This is a genomic window from Methylobacterium sp. Leaf85, from assembly GCF_001422125.1.
Taxonomy (GTDB): Bacteria; Pseudomonadota; Alphaproteobacteria; order Rhizobiales; family Beijerinckiaceae; genus Methylobacterium; species Methylobacterium bullatum.
The window spans coordinates 186,743-203,133 of the sequence record NZ_LMME01000033.1 but is presented as its reverse complement, the minus strand read 5'-3'; the positions used below and the strand labels follow the sequence as shown (position 1 = coordinate 203,133).

28 protein-coding genes and 1 tRNA gene are annotated in these 16,391 nt (G+C 69.8%); 15 read left to right on the top strand and 14 right to left on the bottom strand.

Going from position 1 to position 16,391, the window contains the following annotated elements:
- Nucleotides 1–284 precede the first annotated feature (284 nt).
- From sppA to ASF08_RS20665, 7 genes are all read left to right on the top strand, one after another.
- Complete coding sequence (sppA, locus tag ASF08_RS20695) at nt 285–1,265, top strand: signal peptide peptidase SppA (protein WP_056149086.1); 981 nt, start codon at nt 285–287, stop codon at nt 1,263–1,265.
- Between the two features lie 78 nt (nt 1,266–1,343).
- Nucleotides 1,344–1,664, top strand: coding sequence for an integration host factor subunit beta (gene ihfB, locus ASF08_RS20690; protein WP_018043161.1), 321 nt, complete (start codon nt 1,344–1,346; stop codon nt 1,662–1,664).
- 40 nt (nt 1,665–1,704) lie between these two features.
- Nucleotides 1,705–2,076, top strand: coding sequence for a lipopolysaccharide assembly protein LapA domain-containing protein (locus tag ASF08_RS20685; RefSeq protein ID WP_018043162.1), 372 nt, complete (start codon nt 1,705–1,707; stop codon nt 2,074–2,076).
- 7 nt (nt 2,077–2,083) lie between these two features.
- Nucleotides 2,084–2,728 (top strand): phosphoribosylanthranilate isomerase, encoded by a 645-nt coding sequence (locus ASF08_RS20680; RefSeq protein WP_056149085.1) that lies wholly within the window; start codon nt 2,084–2,086, stop codon nt 2,726–2,728.
- Nucleotides 2,729–2,863: 135 nt separating this feature from the next.
- A complete protein-coding gene (gene trpB, locus ASF08_RS20675; protein ID WP_056149083.1) occupies nt 2,864–4,105 on the top strand; it encodes a tryptophan synthase subunit beta in 1,242 nt (413 codons plus the stop codon).
- A gap of 116 nt (nt 4,106–4,221) precedes the next feature.
- Nucleotides 4,222–4,298 (top strand) — tRNA-Met (locus ASF08_RS20670).
- A 245-nt stretch (nt 4,299–4,543) separates the two neighbouring features.
- Nucleotides 4,544–4,762, top strand: a complete 219-nt coding sequence (locus ASF08_RS20665) for a hypothetical protein (protein ID WP_156375895.1) — start codon at nt 4,544–4,546, stop codon at nt 4,760–4,762.
- Between the two features lie 199 nt (nt 4,763–4,961).
- On the opposite strand, the gene ASF08_RS20660 is transcribed toward ASF08_RS20665, so the two are convergent.
- The 10 genes from ASF08_RS20660 to ASF08_RS25045 all read right to left on the bottom strand — a co-directional run bounded on the left by ASF08_RS20660 (nt 4,962) and on the right by ASF08_RS25045 (nt 8,711).
- On the bottom strand, nt 4,962–5,429 hold the full coding sequence (locus tag ASF08_RS20660) for a hypothetical protein (RefSeq protein WP_055959100.1): 468 nt from the start codon (nt 5,427–5,429) through the stop codon (nt 4,962–4,964).
- A 34-nt stretch (nt 5,430–5,463) separates the two neighbouring features.
- Entirely contained in the window at nt 5,464–5,685 is a 222-nt protein-coding gene (locus ASF08_RS20655) for a hypothetical protein (protein WP_243214760.1), read from the bottom strand.
- 75 nt (nt 5,686–5,760) lie between these two features.
- Nucleotides 5,761–6,552 carry a hypothetical protein gene (locus ASF08_RS20650; RefSeq protein WP_055959093.1) on the bottom strand — a complete coding sequence of 264 codons (792 nt, stop codon included), beginning with the start codon at nt 6,550–6,552 and terminating at the stop codon, nt 5,761–5,763.
- Nucleotides 6,553–6,613: 61 nt separating this feature from the next.
- Nucleotides 6,614–6,808, bottom strand: coding sequence for a hypothetical protein (locus ASF08_RS20645; protein WP_055959090.1), 195 nt, complete (start codon nt 6,806–6,808; stop codon nt 6,614–6,616).
- On the bottom strand, nt 6,805–7,260 hold the full coding sequence (locus ASF08_RS20640) for a hypothetical protein (protein WP_055959087.1): 456 nt from the start codon (nt 7,258–7,260) through the stop codon (nt 6,805–6,807). Before ASF08_RS20640 ends, ASF08_RS20645 begins: the two co-directional genes overlap by 4 nt.
- Nucleotides 7,257–7,487: a hypothetical protein gene (locus ASF08_RS20635; RefSeq protein WP_055959084.1), complete on the bottom strand. Its 231-nt coding sequence runs from the start codon at nt 7,485–7,487 to the stop codon at nt 7,257–7,259. The genes ASF08_RS20640 and ASF08_RS20635 overlap by 4 nt, the downstream gene beginning before the upstream one ends.
- The gene (locus tag ASF08_RS20630) at nt 7,484–7,843 is read right to left on the bottom strand and encodes a hypothetical protein (RefSeq protein ID WP_146180520.1); all 360 of its coding nucleotides are present in this window, start codon (nt 7,841–7,843) and stop codon (nt 7,484–7,486) included. The genes ASF08_RS20635 and ASF08_RS20630 overlap by 4 nt, the downstream gene beginning before the upstream one ends.
- Nucleotides 7,844–7,845: 2 nt before the next feature.
- Nucleotides 7,846–8,226: a hypothetical protein gene (locus ASF08_RS20625; RefSeq protein ID WP_055959078.1), complete on the bottom strand. Its 381-nt coding sequence runs from the start codon at nt 8,224–8,226 to the stop codon at nt 7,846–7,848.
- A 2-nt stretch (nt 8,227–8,228) separates the two neighbouring features.
- A complete protein-coding gene (locus ASF08_RS20620) occupies nt 8,229–8,507 on the bottom strand; it encodes a hypothetical protein (protein ID WP_146180521.1) in 279 nt (92 codons plus the stop codon).
- Nucleotides 8,508–8,516: 9 nt separating this feature from the next.
- Nucleotides 8,517–8,711, bottom strand: coding sequence for a hypothetical protein (locus tag ASF08_RS25045; RefSeq protein ID WP_146180522.1), 195 nt, complete (start codon nt 8,709–8,711; stop codon nt 8,517–8,519).
- A 110-nt stretch (nt 8,712–8,821) separates the two neighbouring features.
- Here ASF08_RS25045 and ASF08_RS25040 point away from each other — a divergent pair, with 110 nt between their 5' ends.
- Nucleotides 8,822–9,121 carry a hypothetical protein gene (locus tag ASF08_RS25040; RefSeq protein ID WP_055959069.1) on the top strand — a complete coding sequence of 100 codons (300 nt, stop codon included), beginning with the start codon at nt 8,822–8,824 and terminating at the stop codon, nt 9,119–9,121.
- An 11-nt stretch (nt 9,122–9,132) separates the two neighbouring features.
- On the opposite strand, the gene ASF08_RS25035 is transcribed toward ASF08_RS25040, so the two are convergent.
- Nucleotides 9,133–9,303 (bottom strand): hypothetical protein, encoded by a 171-nt coding sequence (locus tag ASF08_RS25035; protein ID WP_156375894.1) that lies wholly within the window; start codon nt 9,301–9,303, stop codon nt 9,133–9,135.
- Nucleotides 9,303–9,635 carry a hypothetical protein gene (locus ASF08_RS20605; RefSeq protein ID WP_055959066.1) on the bottom strand — a complete coding sequence of 111 codons (333 nt, stop codon included), beginning with the start codon at nt 9,633–9,635 and terminating at the stop codon, nt 9,303–9,305. The genes ASF08_RS25035 and ASF08_RS20605 overlap by 1 nt, the downstream gene beginning before the upstream one ends.
- Before the next feature lie 362 nt (nt 9,636–9,997).
- Here ASF08_RS20605 and ASF08_RS20600 point away from each other — a divergent pair, with 362 nt between their 5' ends.
- From ASF08_RS20600 to ASF08_RS20570, 7 genes are all read left to right on the top strand, one after another.
- Nucleotides 9,998–10,291 (top strand): helix-turn-helix domain-containing protein, encoded by a 294-nt coding sequence (locus ASF08_RS20600; protein WP_055959065.1) that lies wholly within the window; start codon nt 9,998–10,000, stop codon nt 10,289–10,291.
- A 185-nt stretch (nt 10,292–10,476) separates the two neighbouring features.
- The gene (locus tag ASF08_RS20595; protein WP_055959062.1) at nt 10,477–12,165 is read left to right on the top strand and encodes an AAA family ATPase; all 1,689 of its coding nucleotides are present in this window, start codon (nt 10,477–10,479) and stop codon (nt 12,163–12,165) included.
- 27 nt (nt 12,166–12,192) lie between these two features.
- On the top strand, nt 12,193–12,459 hold the full coding sequence (locus ASF08_RS20590; RefSeq protein ID WP_056149081.1) for a hypothetical protein: 267 nt from the start codon (nt 12,193–12,195) through the stop codon (nt 12,457–12,459).
- 52 nt (nt 12,460–12,511) lie between these two features.
- Nucleotides 12,512–13,111 (top strand): hypothetical protein, encoded by a 600-nt coding sequence (locus ASF08_RS20585; protein ID WP_055959056.1) that lies wholly within the window; start codon nt 12,512–12,514, stop codon nt 13,109–13,111.
- A complete protein-coding gene (locus tag ASF08_RS26255; RefSeq protein WP_443136829.1) occupies nt 13,020–13,457 on the top strand; it encodes a hypothetical protein in 438 nt (145 codons plus the stop codon). The genes ASF08_RS20585 and ASF08_RS26255 overlap by 92 nt, the downstream gene beginning before the upstream one ends.
- Nucleotides 13,432–14,223 (top strand): metallophosphoesterase, encoded by a 792-nt coding sequence (locus ASF08_RS20575; RefSeq protein WP_055959048.1) that lies wholly within the window; start codon nt 13,432–13,434, stop codon nt 14,221–14,223. The genes ASF08_RS26255 and ASF08_RS20575 overlap by 26 nt, the downstream gene beginning before the upstream one ends.
- A gap of 2 nt (nt 14,224–14,225) precedes the next feature.
- The gene (locus ASF08_RS20570; protein ID WP_055959045.1) at nt 14,226–14,546 is read left to right on the top strand and encodes a hypothetical protein; all 321 of its coding nucleotides are present in this window, start codon (nt 14,226–14,228) and stop codon (nt 14,544–14,546) included.
- Nucleotides 14,547–14,809: 263 nt separating this feature from the next.
- Here ASF08_RS20570 and ASF08_RS20565 read toward each other — a convergent pair whose 3' ends face one another.
- Nucleotides 14,810–15,676: a phage antirepressor gene (locus ASF08_RS20565; protein WP_055959042.1), complete on the bottom strand. Its 867-nt coding sequence runs from the start codon at nt 15,674–15,676 to the stop codon at nt 14,810–14,812.
- Nucleotides 15,673–16,305, bottom strand: a complete 633-nt coding sequence (locus tag ASF08_RS25220) for a hypothetical protein (RefSeq protein ID WP_162238979.1) — start codon at nt 16,303–16,305, stop codon at nt 15,673–15,675. Before ASF08_RS25220 ends, ASF08_RS20565 begins: the two co-directional genes overlap by 4 nt.
- Nucleotides 16,306–16,391: the final 86 nt, after the last annotated feature.

Here is a 16,391-nt window from a genome sequence, read left to right as displayed (position 1 = left end):
ATCCCCACGGCTTCGCGCCGAAGCTTCGCTTCCCGTCGACGAGTCCTCTTGCCGGTCCACCGGAGGGGGCGCTAGAACACGGCCCTGCTTTCGCGTACCCCGGACTCCATCGGTCGTCCGGCGGAAGGACGCGAGAGCTGCCAACGGCTTGGTGCAATCCGGCGGCGGGTGTGGAACACATCTCGAGGGGACGTTTGGAGGCACCTTTACCGGTACATCCTTACGTGTCGTGAGCGAACAGCCGGCCGCAGCGGTCGGACGAGTCAAGGGAGCGGGACGATCGCATGGCCGCAGACGCCGAACTTCTGATCGATCGCCGGCGCCTGCGCCGCAAGCTCTCCCTGTGGCGCGTCGTGGGGATCGGCGGGCTGATCGTCGCCGTCGGGACATTGGGCTACCGGGTCCGGGGCAATGACGGCTTCGGTTTCCCGGCCGTGAAACCGCAGATCGCCCGCATCTCCATCGGCGGCTTCATCGCCGGCAGCGAATCGACGACGAAACTCATCGAGCGGGTCCGCGATGCCGGCGCGGTGCAGGGCGTGATCGTCTCGATCTCGTCGCCTGGCGGCACCACCACCGGCTCAGAGGAACTCTACCGCAACCTGCGCGCGCTGGCCGAGAAGAAGCCCATGGTGGCCTTCGTCGACGGCACGGCGGCGTCGGGCGCCTATATTGCCGCCATCGCGGCCGATCATATCGTCGCGCGGGAAACCGCCCTCGTCGGGTCCATCGGTGTGCTGTTCCAGTATCCCGACCTGTCCGGCCTCCTCGACAAGGTCGGGGTCAAGGTCGAGTCGGTGAAGTCGTCGCCGCTGAAGGCAGAGCCGTCGGGCTTCACCCCGACCTCGCCGGAGGCCCGCGCCGCCCTGGCCTCCGTGGTCGGCGATACCTACGCCTGGTTCAAGGGCCTCGTCTCCGAGCGGCGCAAGCTCTCCGAGAAGGAACTCGCGACCGTCTCGGACGGGCGCGTGTTCAGCGGCCGCCAGAGCGTTCCGCTGAAGCTGGTGGACGGTGTCGGCGGGGAGCGTCAGGCAATCGCCTGGCTCGAGACCGAGCGCAACGTCGCCAAGGGTCTGCCCGTGCGCGACTGGAAGCCGAAATCCGAGAGCGATTTCAAGCTCTGGTCGGCTCTCGGCATGGGGGCCGACCTGCTGGGGCTGGGCGGCCTCGCCACGCGCCTGCGTCAGGCCGGCGACGAGACGGCAGGTCTCGCGCAAGGGGGCATGCTCGCCCTCTGGCGTCCGGGTTCCGCCGATGCGCCTTGAGGGCGACGCCGAATCACGCCTGCCCGGATCACGTCCGCAGGGGTGCCGGAACCGCATGAAGTCAGGGAAGACCGCCGCATGATCAAGTCGGAGCTCGTGCTCAGGATCGCAGAGCAGAACCCGCATCTCTACCAGCGCGACGTGGAAACCCTGGTGAAGGCAATCCTCGACACGATCGCCGAGGCGTTGGCGCGCGGTGACCGTGTCGAACTGCGCGGCTTCGGCGCCTTCTCGGTCAAGCGCCGCGATGCGCGACGGGGGCGCAACCCGCGCACCGGTGAGCCCGTTGCCGTCTCCGAGAAGGCCATCCCCGTGTTCAAGACGGGCAAGGAGATGCGCCAGCGACTCAATGAGGCCGGGATCGGCGCCGAGGAGCCCTCCGAAAGCGAGGAATCCTGAACGCCATGCACAGCCTCGTCCCATCGACCGGAGTGTCTCGATGATCCGCTTCCTCAAGGGTTTGATCCTGCTTCCCGTGGCGATCGTGGTCGTCGCCCTGGCCGTCGCCAATCGGGAGGTCGTCCGCCTGTCCTTCGATCCGTTCACGACGGACACGCCGGCCTTCAGCTTGCCGCTGCCGCTCTACGTCCTCATCTTCGCCTCCGTCGCCATCGGCATCCTCTGCGGCGGCATCGGCACGTGGCTGGGTCAGTCGAGCACACGGCGGACGAGCGCGGCCCGCCGCCGCGAGATCCGGCGCCTGGAGGGCGAGACCGAGCGTCTGAAGTCGCGTGTCGCGGCGAGCGAGCCCGCTCCGGCCGAGCGTTATCCCGGCCTCGACAGCCGCGTCGCGCTCCCCGCGCCGCGTTAGAGCCGTCATGCCGTCGATCCGCGTCAAGATCTGCGGGCTGAGCACGCCCGACACTCTCGACGCGGCGCTCTCGGCCGGGGCCGACCTCGTCGGCTTCGTGCATTTCCCCAAGAGCCCGCGCCATGTCCCGCTGGAGACTGCGCGTTTGCTGTCGGACCGGGCGAAGGGCAGGGCGGAGCGGGTCGTCCTCCTCGTGGACCCCGACGATGCCCTGATCGATGCGGCCGTTGGCACCGTCGATCCGGACTGGATCCAGCTCCACGGACACGAGACGCCCGAGCGGGTCGCGGCGATCCGCGACCGCAGCGGCCGCCCTGTGATGAAGGCGCTCGGCGTCTCGACGCCCTCGGACCTCGCCGCCATCGCCGCGTACGAGGCAGCCGACCGCATCCTCCTCGACGCCAAGCCGCCGCCGGATGCGGCACTTCCCGGCGGCAACGGCCTCGCCTTCGATTGGGATCTTCTCGCAGGAAAAACCCTGCCGGCGGGGACGATGCTCTCGGGCGGTCTCACCCCCGAGAACCTCGCCGAAGCCCTCGCCCGCACGGGCCTGCGCGCCGTCGACGTCTCCTCGGGCGTCGAGACGCGGCCGGGAGAGAAGAGCCCAGAACGCATCGCCGCCTTCATCGCGGCGGTTCGGGCCTACGAATAGGGTCCGATTTCACAAATCGACGCGTTCGCCGCATTGTAGACGCCCCCCACGCGGGTCTAGGCATTGGCGCAACCCAATACCGAACGCACAGGCCCGGCGGAGACTCGCCGGCCGAAGACGCGAAGGACGACAACCGTGACCATCGCCCCCTCTCCGAACTCGTTCCGCAATGGACCGGACGAGCGCGGCCGCTTCGGCATCTTCGGCGGTCGCTTCGTCGCCGAGACGCTGATGCCGCTCATCCTCGATCTCGAGATGGCCTACACGGAGGCCAAGGCCGATCCGTCCTATCAGGAGGAGATGAACGGCCACCTGACCCATTACGTCGGCCGCCCGAGCCCGCTCTACTACGCCGAGCGAATCACCGAGCACTTACGGACGAAGTCGGCTCCGGGCCATGGCGCCAAGGTCTTCTTCAAGCGCGAGGAACTGAACCACACCGGCTCGCACAAGGTGAACAACGTGCTGGGCCAGATCATGCTGGCCCGCCGCATGGGCAAGCCGCGGATCATCGCCGAGACCGGCGCCGGTCAGCACGGGGTCGCCACCGCCACCCTCTGCGCCCGATTCGGCCTGAAATGCGTCGTCTACATGGGCGCCGTCGACGTGGCGCGCCAGGCGCCCAACGTCTTCCGCATGAAGATGCTCGGCGCCGAGGTGATCCCGGTGGAATCCGGCACCAAGACCCTCAAGGACGCCATGAACGAGGCGCTGCGCGACTGGGTCACCAACGTCGCCGACACGTTCTACTGCATCGGCACGGTGGCCGGACCGCACCCGTATCCGGCCATGGTGCGCGATTTCCAATCGATCATCGGTCGCGAGACCAGGGAGCAGATGCTGGAGATGGAAGGGCGCCTACCCGACTCGCTCATCGCCTGCATCGGCGGCGGCTCCAACGCCATGGGCCTGTTCCACCCGTTCCTCGACGACCGCGAGGTGGAGATCTACGGGGTCGAGGCCGCCGGCCATGGCATTGCCTCGGGCCTGCACGCCGCCTCCCTGTCCGGCGGAAAGCCGGGCGTGCTCCACGGCAACCGGACCTACCTGCTGCAGAACGAAGACGGTCAGATCGCCGACGCCCACTCGATCTCGGCCGGCCTCGACTATCCCGGCATCGGCCCCGAACACGCCTGGCTGCACGAGGCCAAGCGCGTCACCTACCTCTCGGCGACGGATTCCGAGACGCTGGAGGCGTTCAAGCTGTGCTCGATGCTGGAGGGGATCATCCCGGCCCTCGAGCCGGCCCACGCCCTCGCCAAGGTGTTCGAGATCGCGCCGACGAAGCCCGCCGAGCATCTGATGGTGCTCAATCTCTCGGGCCGTGGCGACAAGGACATCCCGCAGGTGGCCGAGATCCTGGGCACCCGCCTCTGACAAAACCGCGCCGGGGAGTGGCCAAGTCGCAAACTCCCCGTTGACACCCGAAGGCGGATTTCTTTATACCGCCGATCTCTTCAGGGGCGCCCGCGCTGCGCGGGCTCCTTTGTTATGGCGGGGTAGCTCAGTTGGTTAGAGCAGAGGAATCATAATCCTTGTGTCGGCGGTTCAAATCCGTCCCTCGCTACCAACAATTCCAAGTCATCACAGCGACTTAGACGACAAGCCCTGGACACCGTGTCCGGGGCTTTTTGCTTCTCGGGCGGAGTTCGGGCGGACTTTTCTGCACGGCTGCCGGGAGGCCCGCCCGAAATCCATTCCCGGGCGGGTCGAAATCCGACGCTGGCACGCGCCGTGGACAGTCCCAAGCCCAACCGGTTGGATTTGAGTGATCGGCTTAGCCAGCCCTCAACGCGGGCCTGCCACGGTGACCGCGTGAGCCGCGCACCTTCACTCCCCCCGTCCTATGCCCGCATGCGGAACCTGCAGCGCGAGGTTCACGACCTCTGCTACCTCGCCCTGCGGAAGGACCTGACGCGTCCTGAGCGGCGCGCCCGTCTGCAGGAGATCGACAGCCGGATGAGCGATCGGCTGCCCCTCGACGGGCGGGGGATCGACGCCACCATCGAACGGCTGGAGGCCGACCGGGCCTAGGTGCTGGAGGACCACCGCATCAGTCGCGGCGTCATCTACGACGGGCTGACCGACTTCACCCGGCCCTACCGGTGCATGGCCGAGGACCCCGGGCCCTACGTCTACCAAGCCGAGCACGTCTAGAGGCGGGCGGGTTTCAGCCGAGCGGGTGATTTCGGCGCCGGCCGCTTGGATTCCCGCGAGCGGCTAAACCCGGATCTCAGGGTGCGAGGCCGCCGAGGTCCCCGCGATCCTCGGGATCGATCGGGGCCGACAGGTGCCGCTCGCTCTCGACAACGTGCGTCACGCTCTGGCCTAGCCGGCGCTCGGTCAGGAGCCGGTAGGTGCCGTTCCGGAGCAGCGTCACGCCGAGGCAGCGCTCCTGCTTCTTGGCGCCTGGTACCGACGTCAGGAAGATCCCGGCGTACTCGCCGCGCCACGGCTTGAACCAAACCGTCAATGCGACGGTCGTCGCCGGGCCGTCCTCCTGCGGTTTCGGGAGCCACTCCGTCGTCGCGACCCAGGCCTCCTCCGCCTCCTGGAGCACGCGCTTCCGGTTGACGCCCGACAGCGTGGAGGCCGCCCACAGGGGATGCGCCTCGATCGCGTCGACAGGAATCGGCGTGAAGACGACCTCGCCGTCGGGGGCCCAGGCGCGCGTGAATTTTTCGGTGACCGGATCTCGCATGCCCGCATGATGCGGGCGAGCCGTTAACCGGCCGTCAGCCGGCGGAGCGGGCAGCCTCTCGGGCCCGGCGCTCCGGCCCCAGCTTCCGCGCCAGGTCCGCCGGCCGGGACGCCCTCACGAACCCGCGGCTGACCTTCCCCGAGATCTCAGCCATCTCGATCAGGGCGTCGCCGAGCGCCCGCCTCAGGGCGTCCCGCGCGTCGCCGTCGGCGGCTTCCATGTAGGCCCGCTCCATCTCGTCCACGATCCGCTCCATCGATTCTGTCATAGAACGAATGGAGAACAAATCCGCTCGGGAGTCGATCCCTGGACGCGACGTTTCGGCCCTTGGTCAGACGAACCAGCTGACCACCAGTGCGACCGCGATGCAGAGGCCGACCTGCAGAACGGTGGAGCGCAGGCGGTCGATCGCTGCGGCGAGGTTGGCGGTATCCAGGTTGGGGGCGGGATCCGCGGGAGCCTGAAGCGGCGGCCCCTGTTCCGGCACCCCATCATCCTCGTCGACCTTTGGCTGCGGCGCGTCGCTCCAGCTGAGATGCCGGACCGTGCCCCGTGCCACCTCTGGGCTCTCGCTCGCGTGGTCCGCGTGGGGAGCCAGATACCAGGTGACCCCGTAGCCGGGCGGCGTGTGCTCGTCGCCCTTCGTGATCCAGAGATCGAGCTTCACGCCGAGGTGGAACGACGGCATCTCGCCAGCGCGGTAGGCCGCGAGCATCGCGGCCATGTCCATCTCGGGGATCCAACACTCCAGGAACCAGGCGTCCTCGCTCCTGAACTCCCGGTCTCCGGCGATGAAGCCGAGCACGCCGGTGAACGGGGTGTAGCCGTTGCCGTCCTCCTGAGGGATGGCGGGCCGGATCGTCACGGGCAGGACCCGGCAGGTGTCGCCCCATCCAGCGAGCCGGACAGTGTCCCTCCGGATCGCGGCCATCCCGGACAGCTGGGGTGTCCGGCTGATGGTCCCGTAGTCCGTGGAGACGGCCTGGCCCATCTTGAGGTTCGAGACCTCGACCCAGAGGGTCCGATAGGGGTCGTGGTGCCACTCTCCCTCGACCTCCGGGATCGCCATCGTCCCGTCCGTGACGATCGATTTCAGCCGCGCGCGCTTGTCCTGTCTCACCATGTGCCCCCCGAGGTTGAGGCACTCTCGCGGGCTGGCAAGGCCCCGTCCAGGGTTCCCGTGCTTAAGCCTGCCTGCGTCCCACGCGGCGCCGGTCGTTGATGACCTCCCGCTTCACGGCGTGCGAGATCCACAGGGCGAGCTCCCTCCGGAGGCGGGCCGGTCGCTCCACCGGGGTGTCCGCCGGGTTCTCGGAGATGACCTTCTCGACGGTCCAAGCGGCCCCGCCGGCGATCTCGTCGATCGTGGACTGCCTCATGCCACCACCATCAGCTGGACCTCGACGACCTCCGCCTCCAGCCGCTCGGGGAAGAGCGTGGGGTGGTGCAGGCGGAGGTCCTCCCACTGCTCGCGGACCTGCCGCGCCGTCGCCTCGGCCGCCTCGCGCTTGAGGTAGACCTGCGCGGTCGCCAGCCCGTCCCACTCCTTCCGGTTCGGGTGCATGGACCGGTTGCAGAACAGGAGCCCCGTCACGGTGTCCCGGACAGCGAACCTGGTCACCGGCGCGGAGGCCTGCTCGGCGCTCGGCGGGTAAGCCTCCGCCTTTCGCAGGGCGGCGACCGCGCAGGTGCGGCAGCGCTGCGAGCGCTTCTCGCCGACCGCGCGTTCCCGGCAGTCCCGGCATCGGAACGAGTACAGCCCCGACGACCACCCGAACGGACGGAGGGCGTCGTCGGTGTAGCCGTCGTGGATCGGGCAGGATCTGATCATGCTCGCCTCCGCGCCTTGGCCTCGGCGGCCCGGCGCGCCTTCCGGTTTGGGCCGGCGTCGTCGGGCCGGCGGAAGGCCAGAGACGCGACGAACGGGCTCATCTCCCGGCAGGTCACCTCGAACTCGGCCGCGAGCTCGGTGGATCGTGCCATGCGCTCGACCACCTCGCGCACGCCCATGCGCCTCAAGGGGATCCGGCGACCGGCGATGTGGATGCTCTCGCTCATGCCCGTAGCCCCTGCAGCTGCCTCTCGATGCCGAGGCGGACGGCGATGGCGTGGCGAACCTGGCGGACGAATTCCTCGGAGGGGTCCTCGCGGAAATCGTTCGGGGTGCAGTGCCAGGCGCAGTAGACGATCACGGCGTCGCCCTGCGTCACCCTCGCGCCGTTGACGGTGACGACGTCGCCTTGGGTCCCGATCCGGATCTCTTCGCCGTCCGAGGGGAGGCCGATCGCTTCGAGGGCTTCCCTCGCGATCGGCCCGTTGATGGGGGCAACCCATAGGGACGACATCTCTCCCGGCATGACCACGGCCATCCGGGGCGGCGTCATGCGGAAGGGCGTCTCGGTGTAGATGCGCATGGTCAGGCCCTCCACTCGTACCGATTGACCTCGTCGTTGAGCTTCTCCTCGGAGAGGACGATCTCCCCGGCAGGCGTGCGGACGTCGGCAGGCCACCAGTCCCCGTTGTCTCGACCCCAGAACGCCGTGCTGATGGCCTCGTCGAGGGAGTAGACCTCCACCGTCATCGGGGAGTGGAAGCGCATCCCGTGCACCACGTGAGTGACGACCCGGGCCGCCAACTCGGCCTCCCGCTTCAGAAAGGCCGACACCGCCTTGCTCAGGGCCGTCTCGGCCGCGCCGAGGTCGGTCCATACGGTCTTGTCGCCCCAGGGGGCCGCGCAGGCCTTCACGCGGACCTCGTTCCAGGAGACGGCGGCCGCCTCGATCGGGGAGCGGTGCATGCTCAGGCCTCCACCTTCGGCAGGTGCTTCGAGATATCGTTGAGGAAGCACCACAGGCCTGCGGCGCCAACGTCGTCCTCGTCATTGAAGTGCGCGATGATGGCCGCCTTCACCACGGCGGGGTCCCGGGCGAACAGGGCGTCGAGATCCCGAAGGGTTGCGAGCTTGCTCTCGTGCCGGCCGGCCCGGTACTGAGCGTCATCGCCCTCAAAGACCGTGCCGTCCTCGGCCGTGCGGATCTCCACTTGGACCTTGCGGGTCACGGTCTTGTAGCTGCTCACCGCCATCGCTCAGGCCCCCCTGCGCTGCTCGGCGAGCAACCCGTCGAGGCTGTCCCGGAGCGCCCGGACGTGCGTCGTCCCGTCGAGGTCGTCGGGGTCCGTGCAGGCCTCGGCCTCGCGCAGGGCGGCCCGCACCGCGGCGATGTCGTCCTCGATCGCGACGTGGCGCTTTGGCGCCTCGGTGTTCGTGTCCCTGATGTCCATCGTCCTCTCCATCACCACGCCGACCACACCGCCGGCAGACCGCCCGCCGGGGCCTTCTCCGCATCGTCCCGGGCTTGCCTCCCCGGCGGGGCGCGCCCAGACTCCCGGGCATGCCCGAGGACGCCTACGACGCCGCCGACGCCCGCCACCTTGAGGGCATGCCGCTGCCCCGGGCCCGGCCGGCCGGGCATGTCGAGGACCGCTACCCCGTTGAGGACGGCCCGGGCTCCGGGGAGCGCGTCGAGCTGGTCGTGCGGGTGCTCCGCGGAACGGCACGGTCCACCGTCATCGTGGCCGACCCGGCCACCGGGCGGGCCCTAGCCCAAGACGTCGTCCCGCACGGGGGCGAGGCCGGCGCGGCGGCCGCGGCCGTCTACGCTGCGCTGAAGAAGGCCAACGCTTGCCTGTAGAGATCCGAGGCTCACGGGCAGTCCTCCCCGCGGGCGGCCTGACGGCGCTGGACGGCCGCGACGATGCGGGTGACCTCCGTCGGCGGCCGCGGGCCATCCAGGCGCGAGAGGACGCCCACGCCGAGGATGAGCGCGAAAACCAGGGCGATCGAGACCATCGCGACGATGAGCGTGAGGTCCATCAGGACGAGGCCCCCGCGGACCCGGAGACGGCACGGCGTGCGATCTCGCGTGCGACCGAGGCGTCGATCCAGAACGTGCGCCCGTCCTCCATCCGGTAGGCACCGCCGACCTCGGCCTCGATCGCGGCCGCGGTCCGGGCGTCCTCAACCGCCATCACGGCCGCAGCGTCGTCGAGGAAACCCTGGCGGTAGGAGTGCGGCAGGTTCTGAACCTGCTCGCCCTCAGTGTAGGAGAAGGGCCCCTGAAAGGCCGTCCTGCGAGCGTTCGACCGCCGAACCCAGCGCACGAACAAGGCCTGCGCGATAGCAAGCTGGCGCTCTTGAACGCTCACGTCCGGCCCTCCGAGATGAGGCCCTTGGCCACCAGCACCGCGTAGACGCCCCCGGCGAGCTGCAGGTCGTCGAGCCCATCCTTGCGTCCCTACGTGAGGACGGCGCGGATGAGCTCCCACGGGGCGGGGGACGGCGGCGGGGCCGGGGCCCACCGGGGCTCGTTGGGGAACCGCCGCTGGAGGCGGACCCTCAGTTCCTCGGTAGCCTGTGCCTGGTGCGCCATTCCATTTCCCCCATCGAATCCGTGCAGATGAGAGTCTGCCATGGATCGCCGATTTCCACTGGACGGTGTCCAAAAAATCGCGCAGCCGACTGAGTCGCGGGTAGGTGCCTTGCATGCTGATGCGGTAGGCTCCGGGTCATGAGCATCTTCAACCTCGGCGAGGAGCTTGCCCTCGCCCGCCGCCACCGCCGGCTCTCGCAGCGCCAGCTCGCCGCGAAGGCGGACGTGAGCGTGTCGTGGCTCTCGGCCTTCGAACGGGGAGACAGCTACGAGCCGAGCATGCACCGGGTGATGAGGTGCCTGCACGCCCTCGGGCTCGACCTGCGGCTGTCGACGTACAACCAGGGCCGGCCGTCGCTGGACGACCTCCTGGCGCAGGACGAGGAGGCCGACCGCAGCCCGGCCCTGAAGGCCGCGCTAGGGCTTGGTTAACCCTAGGAACGCGACCCAGTCCGCAACGAATGCACATCCCTTGCACATTGGACCGGCCTGGTGCACATAGGGGTCACACCGGAGTTCTCGCCATGACCTTCCCTCGCTCGAAACGGATGCACCGCCCCGCCGCCTGAGCCCTGCTCGGCGCGCCCCGCGTGCACTCCTTTCCAGCGAGACCTCCCATGACCGACGACGCCTCCCGGGCGCGCGCCGCTGCCGTCCAGGCCGCCCGTGCCACGCTCCTCGACTCCACCGCGCTGACGGGGCCCCGTCAGCCCGAGGCTTCCCTCGGACCGCGAAAGAAGGGCTACGGCGCCGAGTTCGTCGGGTACGACGCCCGCCGCGACGCGGGCCTGGCGATCGCCGCGTTCCTAGCCGAGGAGCCTCAGCTCCCGGCGGCGCTCGTCAGGACCCTCGGGCGGACGCGGCGGGACGTGACGATCGCGTCCCTGCAGAAGGCAGACGACGCGCTCCGCGAGCACGCCAACGCCGATGGCGTTTCGGACGCTGGGCAGGACGCCGCGGCGCATCTGGCGGACGACCTCTTGTTCGCCCAGGCGGCCCTGGGGAACGCCAAGGCCGCGGCCTACTGCGCCAGCATCTGCCTGCGCCTGTTCCACGCCTCGTTGGCGAACGGCAACCATGCGGCTGCCTGGCTCGCCCTGCGGAACGGTATCCGGTACTCCACCGACGCGACGGTGGACCTGCAGGAGTCCGAGTACGTCTCCGATCAGCAAGCGTCGCTGCTCGCTCCCTACGATGGGCTGGCGCTCAAGCTCGGCGAGACGGCCGCGATCGTCGCGGCTGCGCACAGGCAGATCGGGGTCGAGGAAGATCTGCTGCGCGGCGGCGCCGGCGGCGCCGGCGGCAGCGCGAGGGCGTGGGTCGACGAGCAGGCCGACGACCTGGCGGCGCTGGCTCAGCTGGACTGGCCCCTCGGCGACGGCGGGTGGCGGGACCGGGCGGCGCGCCCCGCCCCGACGCTCGTCGTCCTGGCCAAGGGGGCATTGGACCACCTGCCCGGGTCCGAGACCTCGGGGTCGTCCCGGTCGACGCGGGGATCGACGCCGCGCGCGGAGTTCAACGCGCTCGCCGGCGAGGCCCTCCCGCTCGTCCACGGCGTCGACGTCGTGGCCGTCGGCAAGCTGCTCGATGCGCGGTTCCCGTGGTTCAGGGATCTCACCGCGCTGCTGCTGCGGGACCTCGCCAACGGAGGTGTAGCCCGGCTGCGGAACACTCTCGCGGTGAGCCCGCCCGGCAGCGGGAAGACGAGCTACCTGCAGGCGTTCTGCCAGGCGGCCGGGATCCCGTGCGTCCTCTACAACGCCGCCGGCGTCGCCGACGCTGCGTTCGGCGGGACGTCGCGCCAGTGGAGCACGGGGCGCGCAAGCGTCCCGTTGCAGACGATCCAGCGGCTCCGCGTCGCCAACCCCGTCATCATCATCGACGAGATCGAGAAGGCGGGCACGAGGTCGGAGAACGGGCGCCTCACGGACTCCCTGATCGCCCTGCTGGAGCCGGCAGGGAGCCGCGCCTTCCACGAGGTCTATCTGGAAACGAACGCCGATCTGAGCGGCACCCAGTTCCTGGCGACGGCCAACGGGACGGGAGGCGTCCCCGGCCCCCTCCTGGACCGCTTCCGCGTCGTGCACGTCGGCCTTCCCAGGGCCGAGGACCTGCCGGTCGCGGCGGCCAACCTCGTCAGCGAAATCCGCGACGAGCGAGGCCTCGACTCCGGCTGGCTCCCCGATCTCGACGGCGACGAGCTCCACCTCCTTGGCCGCGTGTGGAAGGGGGGCTCGCTCCGCCCGCTCCGCCGCGCCGTGACGACGCTTCTCGACGGCCGCGAGACCCTCGCCCGTCGCCACTGACACCCCACCCCCTGAAGGAGAGATCCCATGACCGACGCACACCCGAGCCGCGCCTCGATCATCGTCCTGGAGGCGGCGATCACCCAAATGCGAGCCCGCCACGAGCAGGACGAACTACGCGACGAGCTCGCCGTCACCGGCCTGTCCGTCCTCCACCTGGCGAGCTGTGCCTACGCCCGCGGGGCCTTCCCGCCATCGGAGGCCCGCTACCTCTGCCAGGGCCTGCTCGCCCTCGCCGACGCGCTGCCTGCGAACCCGGACGACCGCCGTGAACCCCGCGAGGTCCGCGCGTGAAATCGGCGCGCGGTCCCCCCTCTGCTCACCCCTCAGCCCCCAGGAGACCCCCATGCTCATCGACGAATTCCGCACGATCGCTGACGACGCCGTGTGCCGGCACGTAGGCCACGTCGACGTCGTCCCCACGGGCGTCAGCCCGAGCGCCCACGGTCCCCTCGTCACGTGGACGGGTGGCTCCCCGCTGCCCCGTCAGGACGACGGCCGCTTCGTCCCGCCGCCCCCCGCGCAGGACGTCCTCCGCGTCCTGGCGCGCGTCCTCGCCCTGCGCTGGCAGACCGGCCGCGCGGTCGTCCCGGACGATTGGGACGCCACGCTGCGCGGGCGCTACCCGACAACGTTCGAACCCGGGGGGCCGTACTCGGGCGGCGGCTGGCGCTGGCTGTGGGAGGCGGGCGCGAGCCTGGTCTCCGAGGCTGGGGCGACGGGATTCCGGACCGAACAAACGAAGGAGAAGTTCGCGCAGGCCCGCTGGCATTACTCAATCGAAGGCAAGACTAGGAAGGCAACGCGCAATGAAGTCTCGACTATAGTTGACTGCGTGGAGCACCTGTCGGCCTATGTCTGTGAGACCTGCGGGGCCCCCGGCCGTATCCGCAAGGGCGGGTGGGCGAAGACGTGCTGCGATCTCCACGCCAATGGCAAGGCATGACGTCTACCGGAACCTGACCCGCCGCGCCTGGAGCGTGCGCGAGCGGGGCAGGGTCGTCGGCCACGTGCCGGCGATCGTGCTTGCCGACGTCGTCCTCCGAGCGTCGGAGGCGGGGCGCCAGCGGTGCCTGCGGACGGGGGCCCGGGACGTCCACGCATGGGCCACGGGCACGGTGGCCGAGGGGGCGCGGCCGCCCTCGGCGGTGAGGCTCCGGTACGGCCTCTGGTGTCCCGGATTTAGGACGAACGGCCTCCTGGTTACCCGGGCGTCGATGGCGTGGTTCGAGGCGGACGGGTCCGCGTGGATTGAGGGAGGTTGGGATGACAAGGGCATGGATTTTCTCTGACGTGCACGACGATGCCGACTGCTGGGAGGCCCCGGCCGTGCCGGTGTGCGACGTGGCGATCGTGGCCGGCGACGTCGCCGATGGCTTGACGAAGCGCAGCCTGCCCTGGCTCGCGGCGTGCGTCGCGCCGTACGTCCGGCATGTCGTCTACGTGCCCGGGAATCATGATTTTTACGGGAGCCGCTGGCAGAGCGAGCTCGAACGCGGGCGCGAGGCCGCTGCGGCCGCGGGCATCCACCTGCTCGCCGTCGGGGAGGTCCTGGCCATCGAGGGCGTACGGATCATCGGCGCCACGGTCTGGACGGACTACGCCTTGCTTGGCGAGGCATGGCGGGCTCCGACGATGGCCTCCTGTGGTGACCGCAACGGGGGGATGCGAGACCATCGGAAGGTCAAGGTCCGTACGGCCTCGGGCGAGACGAACGCCTTCAGGCCGAGCGCCGCCGCCGCCGAGCACGTCGCCCAGCTTGGGCGGATCGAGCGCGCGCTTGCGGAGACGTGGGACGGCCCGACGGTCGTCGTCACGCATCACGCCCCCCACCCCGCGTCGCTCGGGAGGCAGGGCCCCCTGCAGGCGATCGACGCGGCGTACGCGACCGACCTTACGCGCGTCCTCGAAGGTCCGGACGCACCCGCCCTGTGGATCCACGGCCACATCCATCGGTCCGCTGACTACGTCGTCGGCGGGACGCGCGTGCTGGCGAACCCACGCGGCCGGCATGGCGAAAACCCGGCGTTCGACCCCGCCCTCATCGTGGAGATCTGACCGTGCGTGCGCTCGCCATCTTCGCCCTGCTCGCCGGCCCCGTCGAGGCGGATGCCTTCCAGCCCGCCCCGGGCCTCTACTGCCCCGAGGGGGCCGACGTCCCCGCGATCGTCGTCGGTCCCGAGGCTGGGGTCGTCGGCATCGACCTGATGGAGTGCCACGGCGCCCGGATAGCCGGCGGCCGGGTGACGTCCCGCCAGTGCTACGGCAACGGGGGCAGCGTCGTCCCCTACGACGCGGAGCTCGTCCTCCTGCCCAGCAGCGTCCTACTGCACGACGGCGTCCGGTACCGGCGGCGGCTCGAAGGGGAGCCGTGCCCGTAGGCCGCCGAGCGCCTGGATCGGGGGTGCTGCAGCGCGCCCCACGAGCGAGGCCGGATTCCGCTCTCGGTGTAACGCCGATCGCGCGGACTGAAACGCGCGAAAATATGCTGAGAGCGTGCCGAAACCGTGCGCAGGCGTGCCCGGGCCGGGTTGCCAATGATAGCGAACCGGCCTTCGCTCCCATTTCGCTGCACAAGATTTCAGGCACGAAAAAGGGGCCCGGTCACCCGGGCCCCTCGTCACCACTCAGAGTCTGAGTGGTGTCAGTCGAACAGGTCGGGCTCCCGTGCGGCCCGCCAGTCGACGGAGACGCAGAGCTCGCGTCCGTAGTGGAGGATGCCCTTCGACGTCATCTTCGGCGTCGCACGGGGCTTGCCGCCGTACTCCTCGATCCGGACGCGGAACGGGGCACGGTCGATGAGGTCCTGCCGGGGGAGGTTCGACCTGTTCAGATCCAACAGGTCGCCGCGCTCCTTCAGCCAAGCGATGAACTTGTTCGGCTTTTGCCCGAGGGCCTTGCCACCGGCCTGGAGGCTGTAGAGCCCCTCGCTCTCGGCGAACCGCTCGACGCACTCCACCGCCGGCCGGGCCCGCTGTACCTGCCGCTGCGAGGCGGTGAGCTGGCGAGAGGTGTCGATGAGCTCCTGGTCTGTGATGACAAGGCGCTCGACGAGGGCGTCCTCCCGATCCATCCGGGCCAGGAGCATCCTCCTCAGCACCCTGTTATCGTCGAGGTCCTCGGGGATCGCGACCGGCGTCGGGGCGGGTGCCACGGCGTAGGAATCGGTCCGCCGGATCTCGGGGAGGACCTCGTTCATCGCCCACCGACGGAACCGCCATGCCGTCGCGCCCTTCACGAGGGCACGCTGGCTGCGCATCAGCAGGGTGTAGAGACCGCCCTCGGTGATGACCAGGACCTCGCCCTGGGGATGCCCTAAGAAGATCTTAGCCCTCTCGTCCTCGTCGAGCGCCTTGAGCGAGACGGACGGGTTCGAGAGGCGGGCGGCCTTGCAGACGTCGGCGCCGACGAACCAGGGCAGCCCGTCGATCTCCACGACGCGGATGTCGTGGTTGTCGAAGCGGAAGATCGAGATCGCCGGCGCGGCCGGGATGCGGACGATGGCGTTCACGCGCGCCTCCCGTCGGTGGCGAGGGGTACGGCCACGAAGGCGATGTTCGGGGGCAGTAGGCCGGCGATGTCCCGCGCGGTCTCGGGCGCACCGATGACGATGCCCCGCTCGTACTGTCTGTTCTCGGCCAGGCATTCGACCATGTCGTGCAGGTCGCTCACGACGGCGGCCCGGCAGACGTAGACGCAGGGCACGTCCTTCCCGTCGATCAGGACGTGCCAGAAGGCCCGGGCGAACGGGCGGACTTTGCTGACCTCGGCGCCTGGCAGAAATGCGCCCGGGTCCCGGCGGAAGATCGCCTCGCGCGCCTTGTCGCTCTTCCCGCCCGGCGCGTCGTCGCCGGTCACCAGGAGGAGGCGGTCACGCGCAGCGGCTTTGGCGGCCTCGATCCGGAGCTCGATCGTACCGAGGACGCTCCTGCGCAGCATCGGGAACGCCGGCTCGGCAGTGCGCTCCAGGAGGAACGACCGCGCCGCGTGGGGATCCTCGACGCTCATGGCCGCCGCGATCTCAAGGACCGAGGCCTCCTCGAAGCGCTCGGCGTACTGCGAAATTCCCTGGGCGAGGGACGCGGCGAGGCTACCGTTCGGGGCGGTCGTGGTGGTAAGGTGGGTGCACGGTTCGGTCACGGGGATGCTCCTGTGGCTGACCAGGCCTCGGCGGCGTTCGCGCGCCTCCGGGGCCATTTTTTTTCGCCAGTGGATCCGGCGATGTC

Coding starts and splice junctions, on each gene's coding strand:
- sppA (WP_056149086.1), top strand. CDS start 285: ATGGCCGCAGACGCCGAACTTCTGATCGATCGCCGGCGCCTGCGCCGC.
- ihfB (WP_018043161.1), top strand. CDS start 1,344: ATGATCAAGTCGGAGCTCGTGCTCAGGATCGCAGAGCAGAACCCGCAT.
- ASF08_RS20685 (WP_018043162.1), top strand. CDS start 1,705: ATGATCCGCTTCCTCAAGGGTTTGATCCTGCTTCCCGTGGCGATCGTG.
- ASF08_RS20680 (WP_056149085.1), top strand. CDS start 2,084: ATGCCGTCGATCCGCGTCAAGATCTGCGGGCTGAGCACGCCCGACACT.
- ASF08_RS20660 (WP_055959100.1), bottom strand. CDS start 5,429: ATGCGAGATCCGGTCACCGAAAAATTCACGCGCGCCTGGGCCCCCGAC.
- ASF08_RS20655 (WP_243214760.1), bottom strand. CDS start 5,685: ATGGAGCGGATCGTGGACGAGATGGAGCGGGCCTACATGGAAGCCGCC.
- ASF08_RS20650 (WP_055959093.1), bottom strand. CDS start 6,552: ATGGTGAGACAGGACAAGCGCGCGCGGCTGAAATCGATCGTCACGGAC.
- ASF08_RS20645 (WP_055959090.1), bottom strand. CDS start 6,808: ATGAGGCAGTCCACGATCGACGAGATCGCCGGCGGGGCCGCTTGGACC.
- ASF08_RS20640 (WP_055959087.1), bottom strand. CDS start 7,260: ATGATCAGATCCTGCCCGATCCACGACGGCTACACCGACGACGCCCTC.
- ASF08_RS20635 (WP_055959084.1), bottom strand. CDS start 7,487: ATGAGCGAGAGCATCCACATCGCCGGTCGCCGGATCCCCTTGAGGCGC.
- ASF08_RS20630 (WP_146180520.1), bottom strand. CDS start 7,843: ATGCGCATCTACACCGAGACGCCCTTCCGCATGACGCCGCCCCGGATG.
- ASF08_RS20625 (WP_055959078.1), bottom strand. CDS start 8,226: ATGCACCGCTCCCCGATCGAGGCGGCCGCCGTCTCCTGGAACGAGGTC.
- ASF08_RS25045 (WP_146180522.1), bottom strand. CDS start 8,711: ATGGACATCAGGGACACGAACACCGAGGCGCCAAAGCGCCACGTCGCG.
- ASF08_RS25040 (WP_055959069.1), top strand. CDS start 8,822: ATGCCCGAGGACGCCTACGACGCCGCCGACGCCCGCCACCTTGAGGGC.
- ASF08_RS25035 (WP_156375894.1), bottom strand. CDS start 9,303: ATGGACCTCACGCTCATCGTCGCGATGGTCTCGATCGCCCTGGTTTTC.
- ASF08_RS20600 (WP_055959065.1), top strand. CDS start 9,998: ATGAGCATCTTCAACCTCGGCGAGGAGCTTGCCCTCGCCCGCCGCCAC.
- ASF08_RS20595 (WP_055959062.1), top strand. CDS start 10,477: ATGACCGACGACGCCTCCCGGGCGCGCGCCGCTGCCGTCCAGGCCGCC.
- ASF08_RS20590 (WP_056149081.1), top strand. CDS start 12,193: ATGACCGACGCACACCCGAGCCGCGCCTCGATCATCGTCCTGGAGGCG.
- ASF08_RS20585 (WP_055959056.1), top strand. CDS start 12,512: ATGCTCATCGACGAATTCCGCACGATCGCTGACGACGCCGTGTGCCGG.
- ASF08_RS26255 (WP_443136829.1), top strand. CDS start 13,020: ATGTCTGTGAGACCTGCGGGGCCCCCGGCCGTATCCGCAAGGGCGGGT.
- ASF08_RS20575 (WP_055959048.1), top strand. CDS start 13,432: ATGACAAGGGCATGGATTTTCTCTGACGTGCACGACGATGCCGACTGC.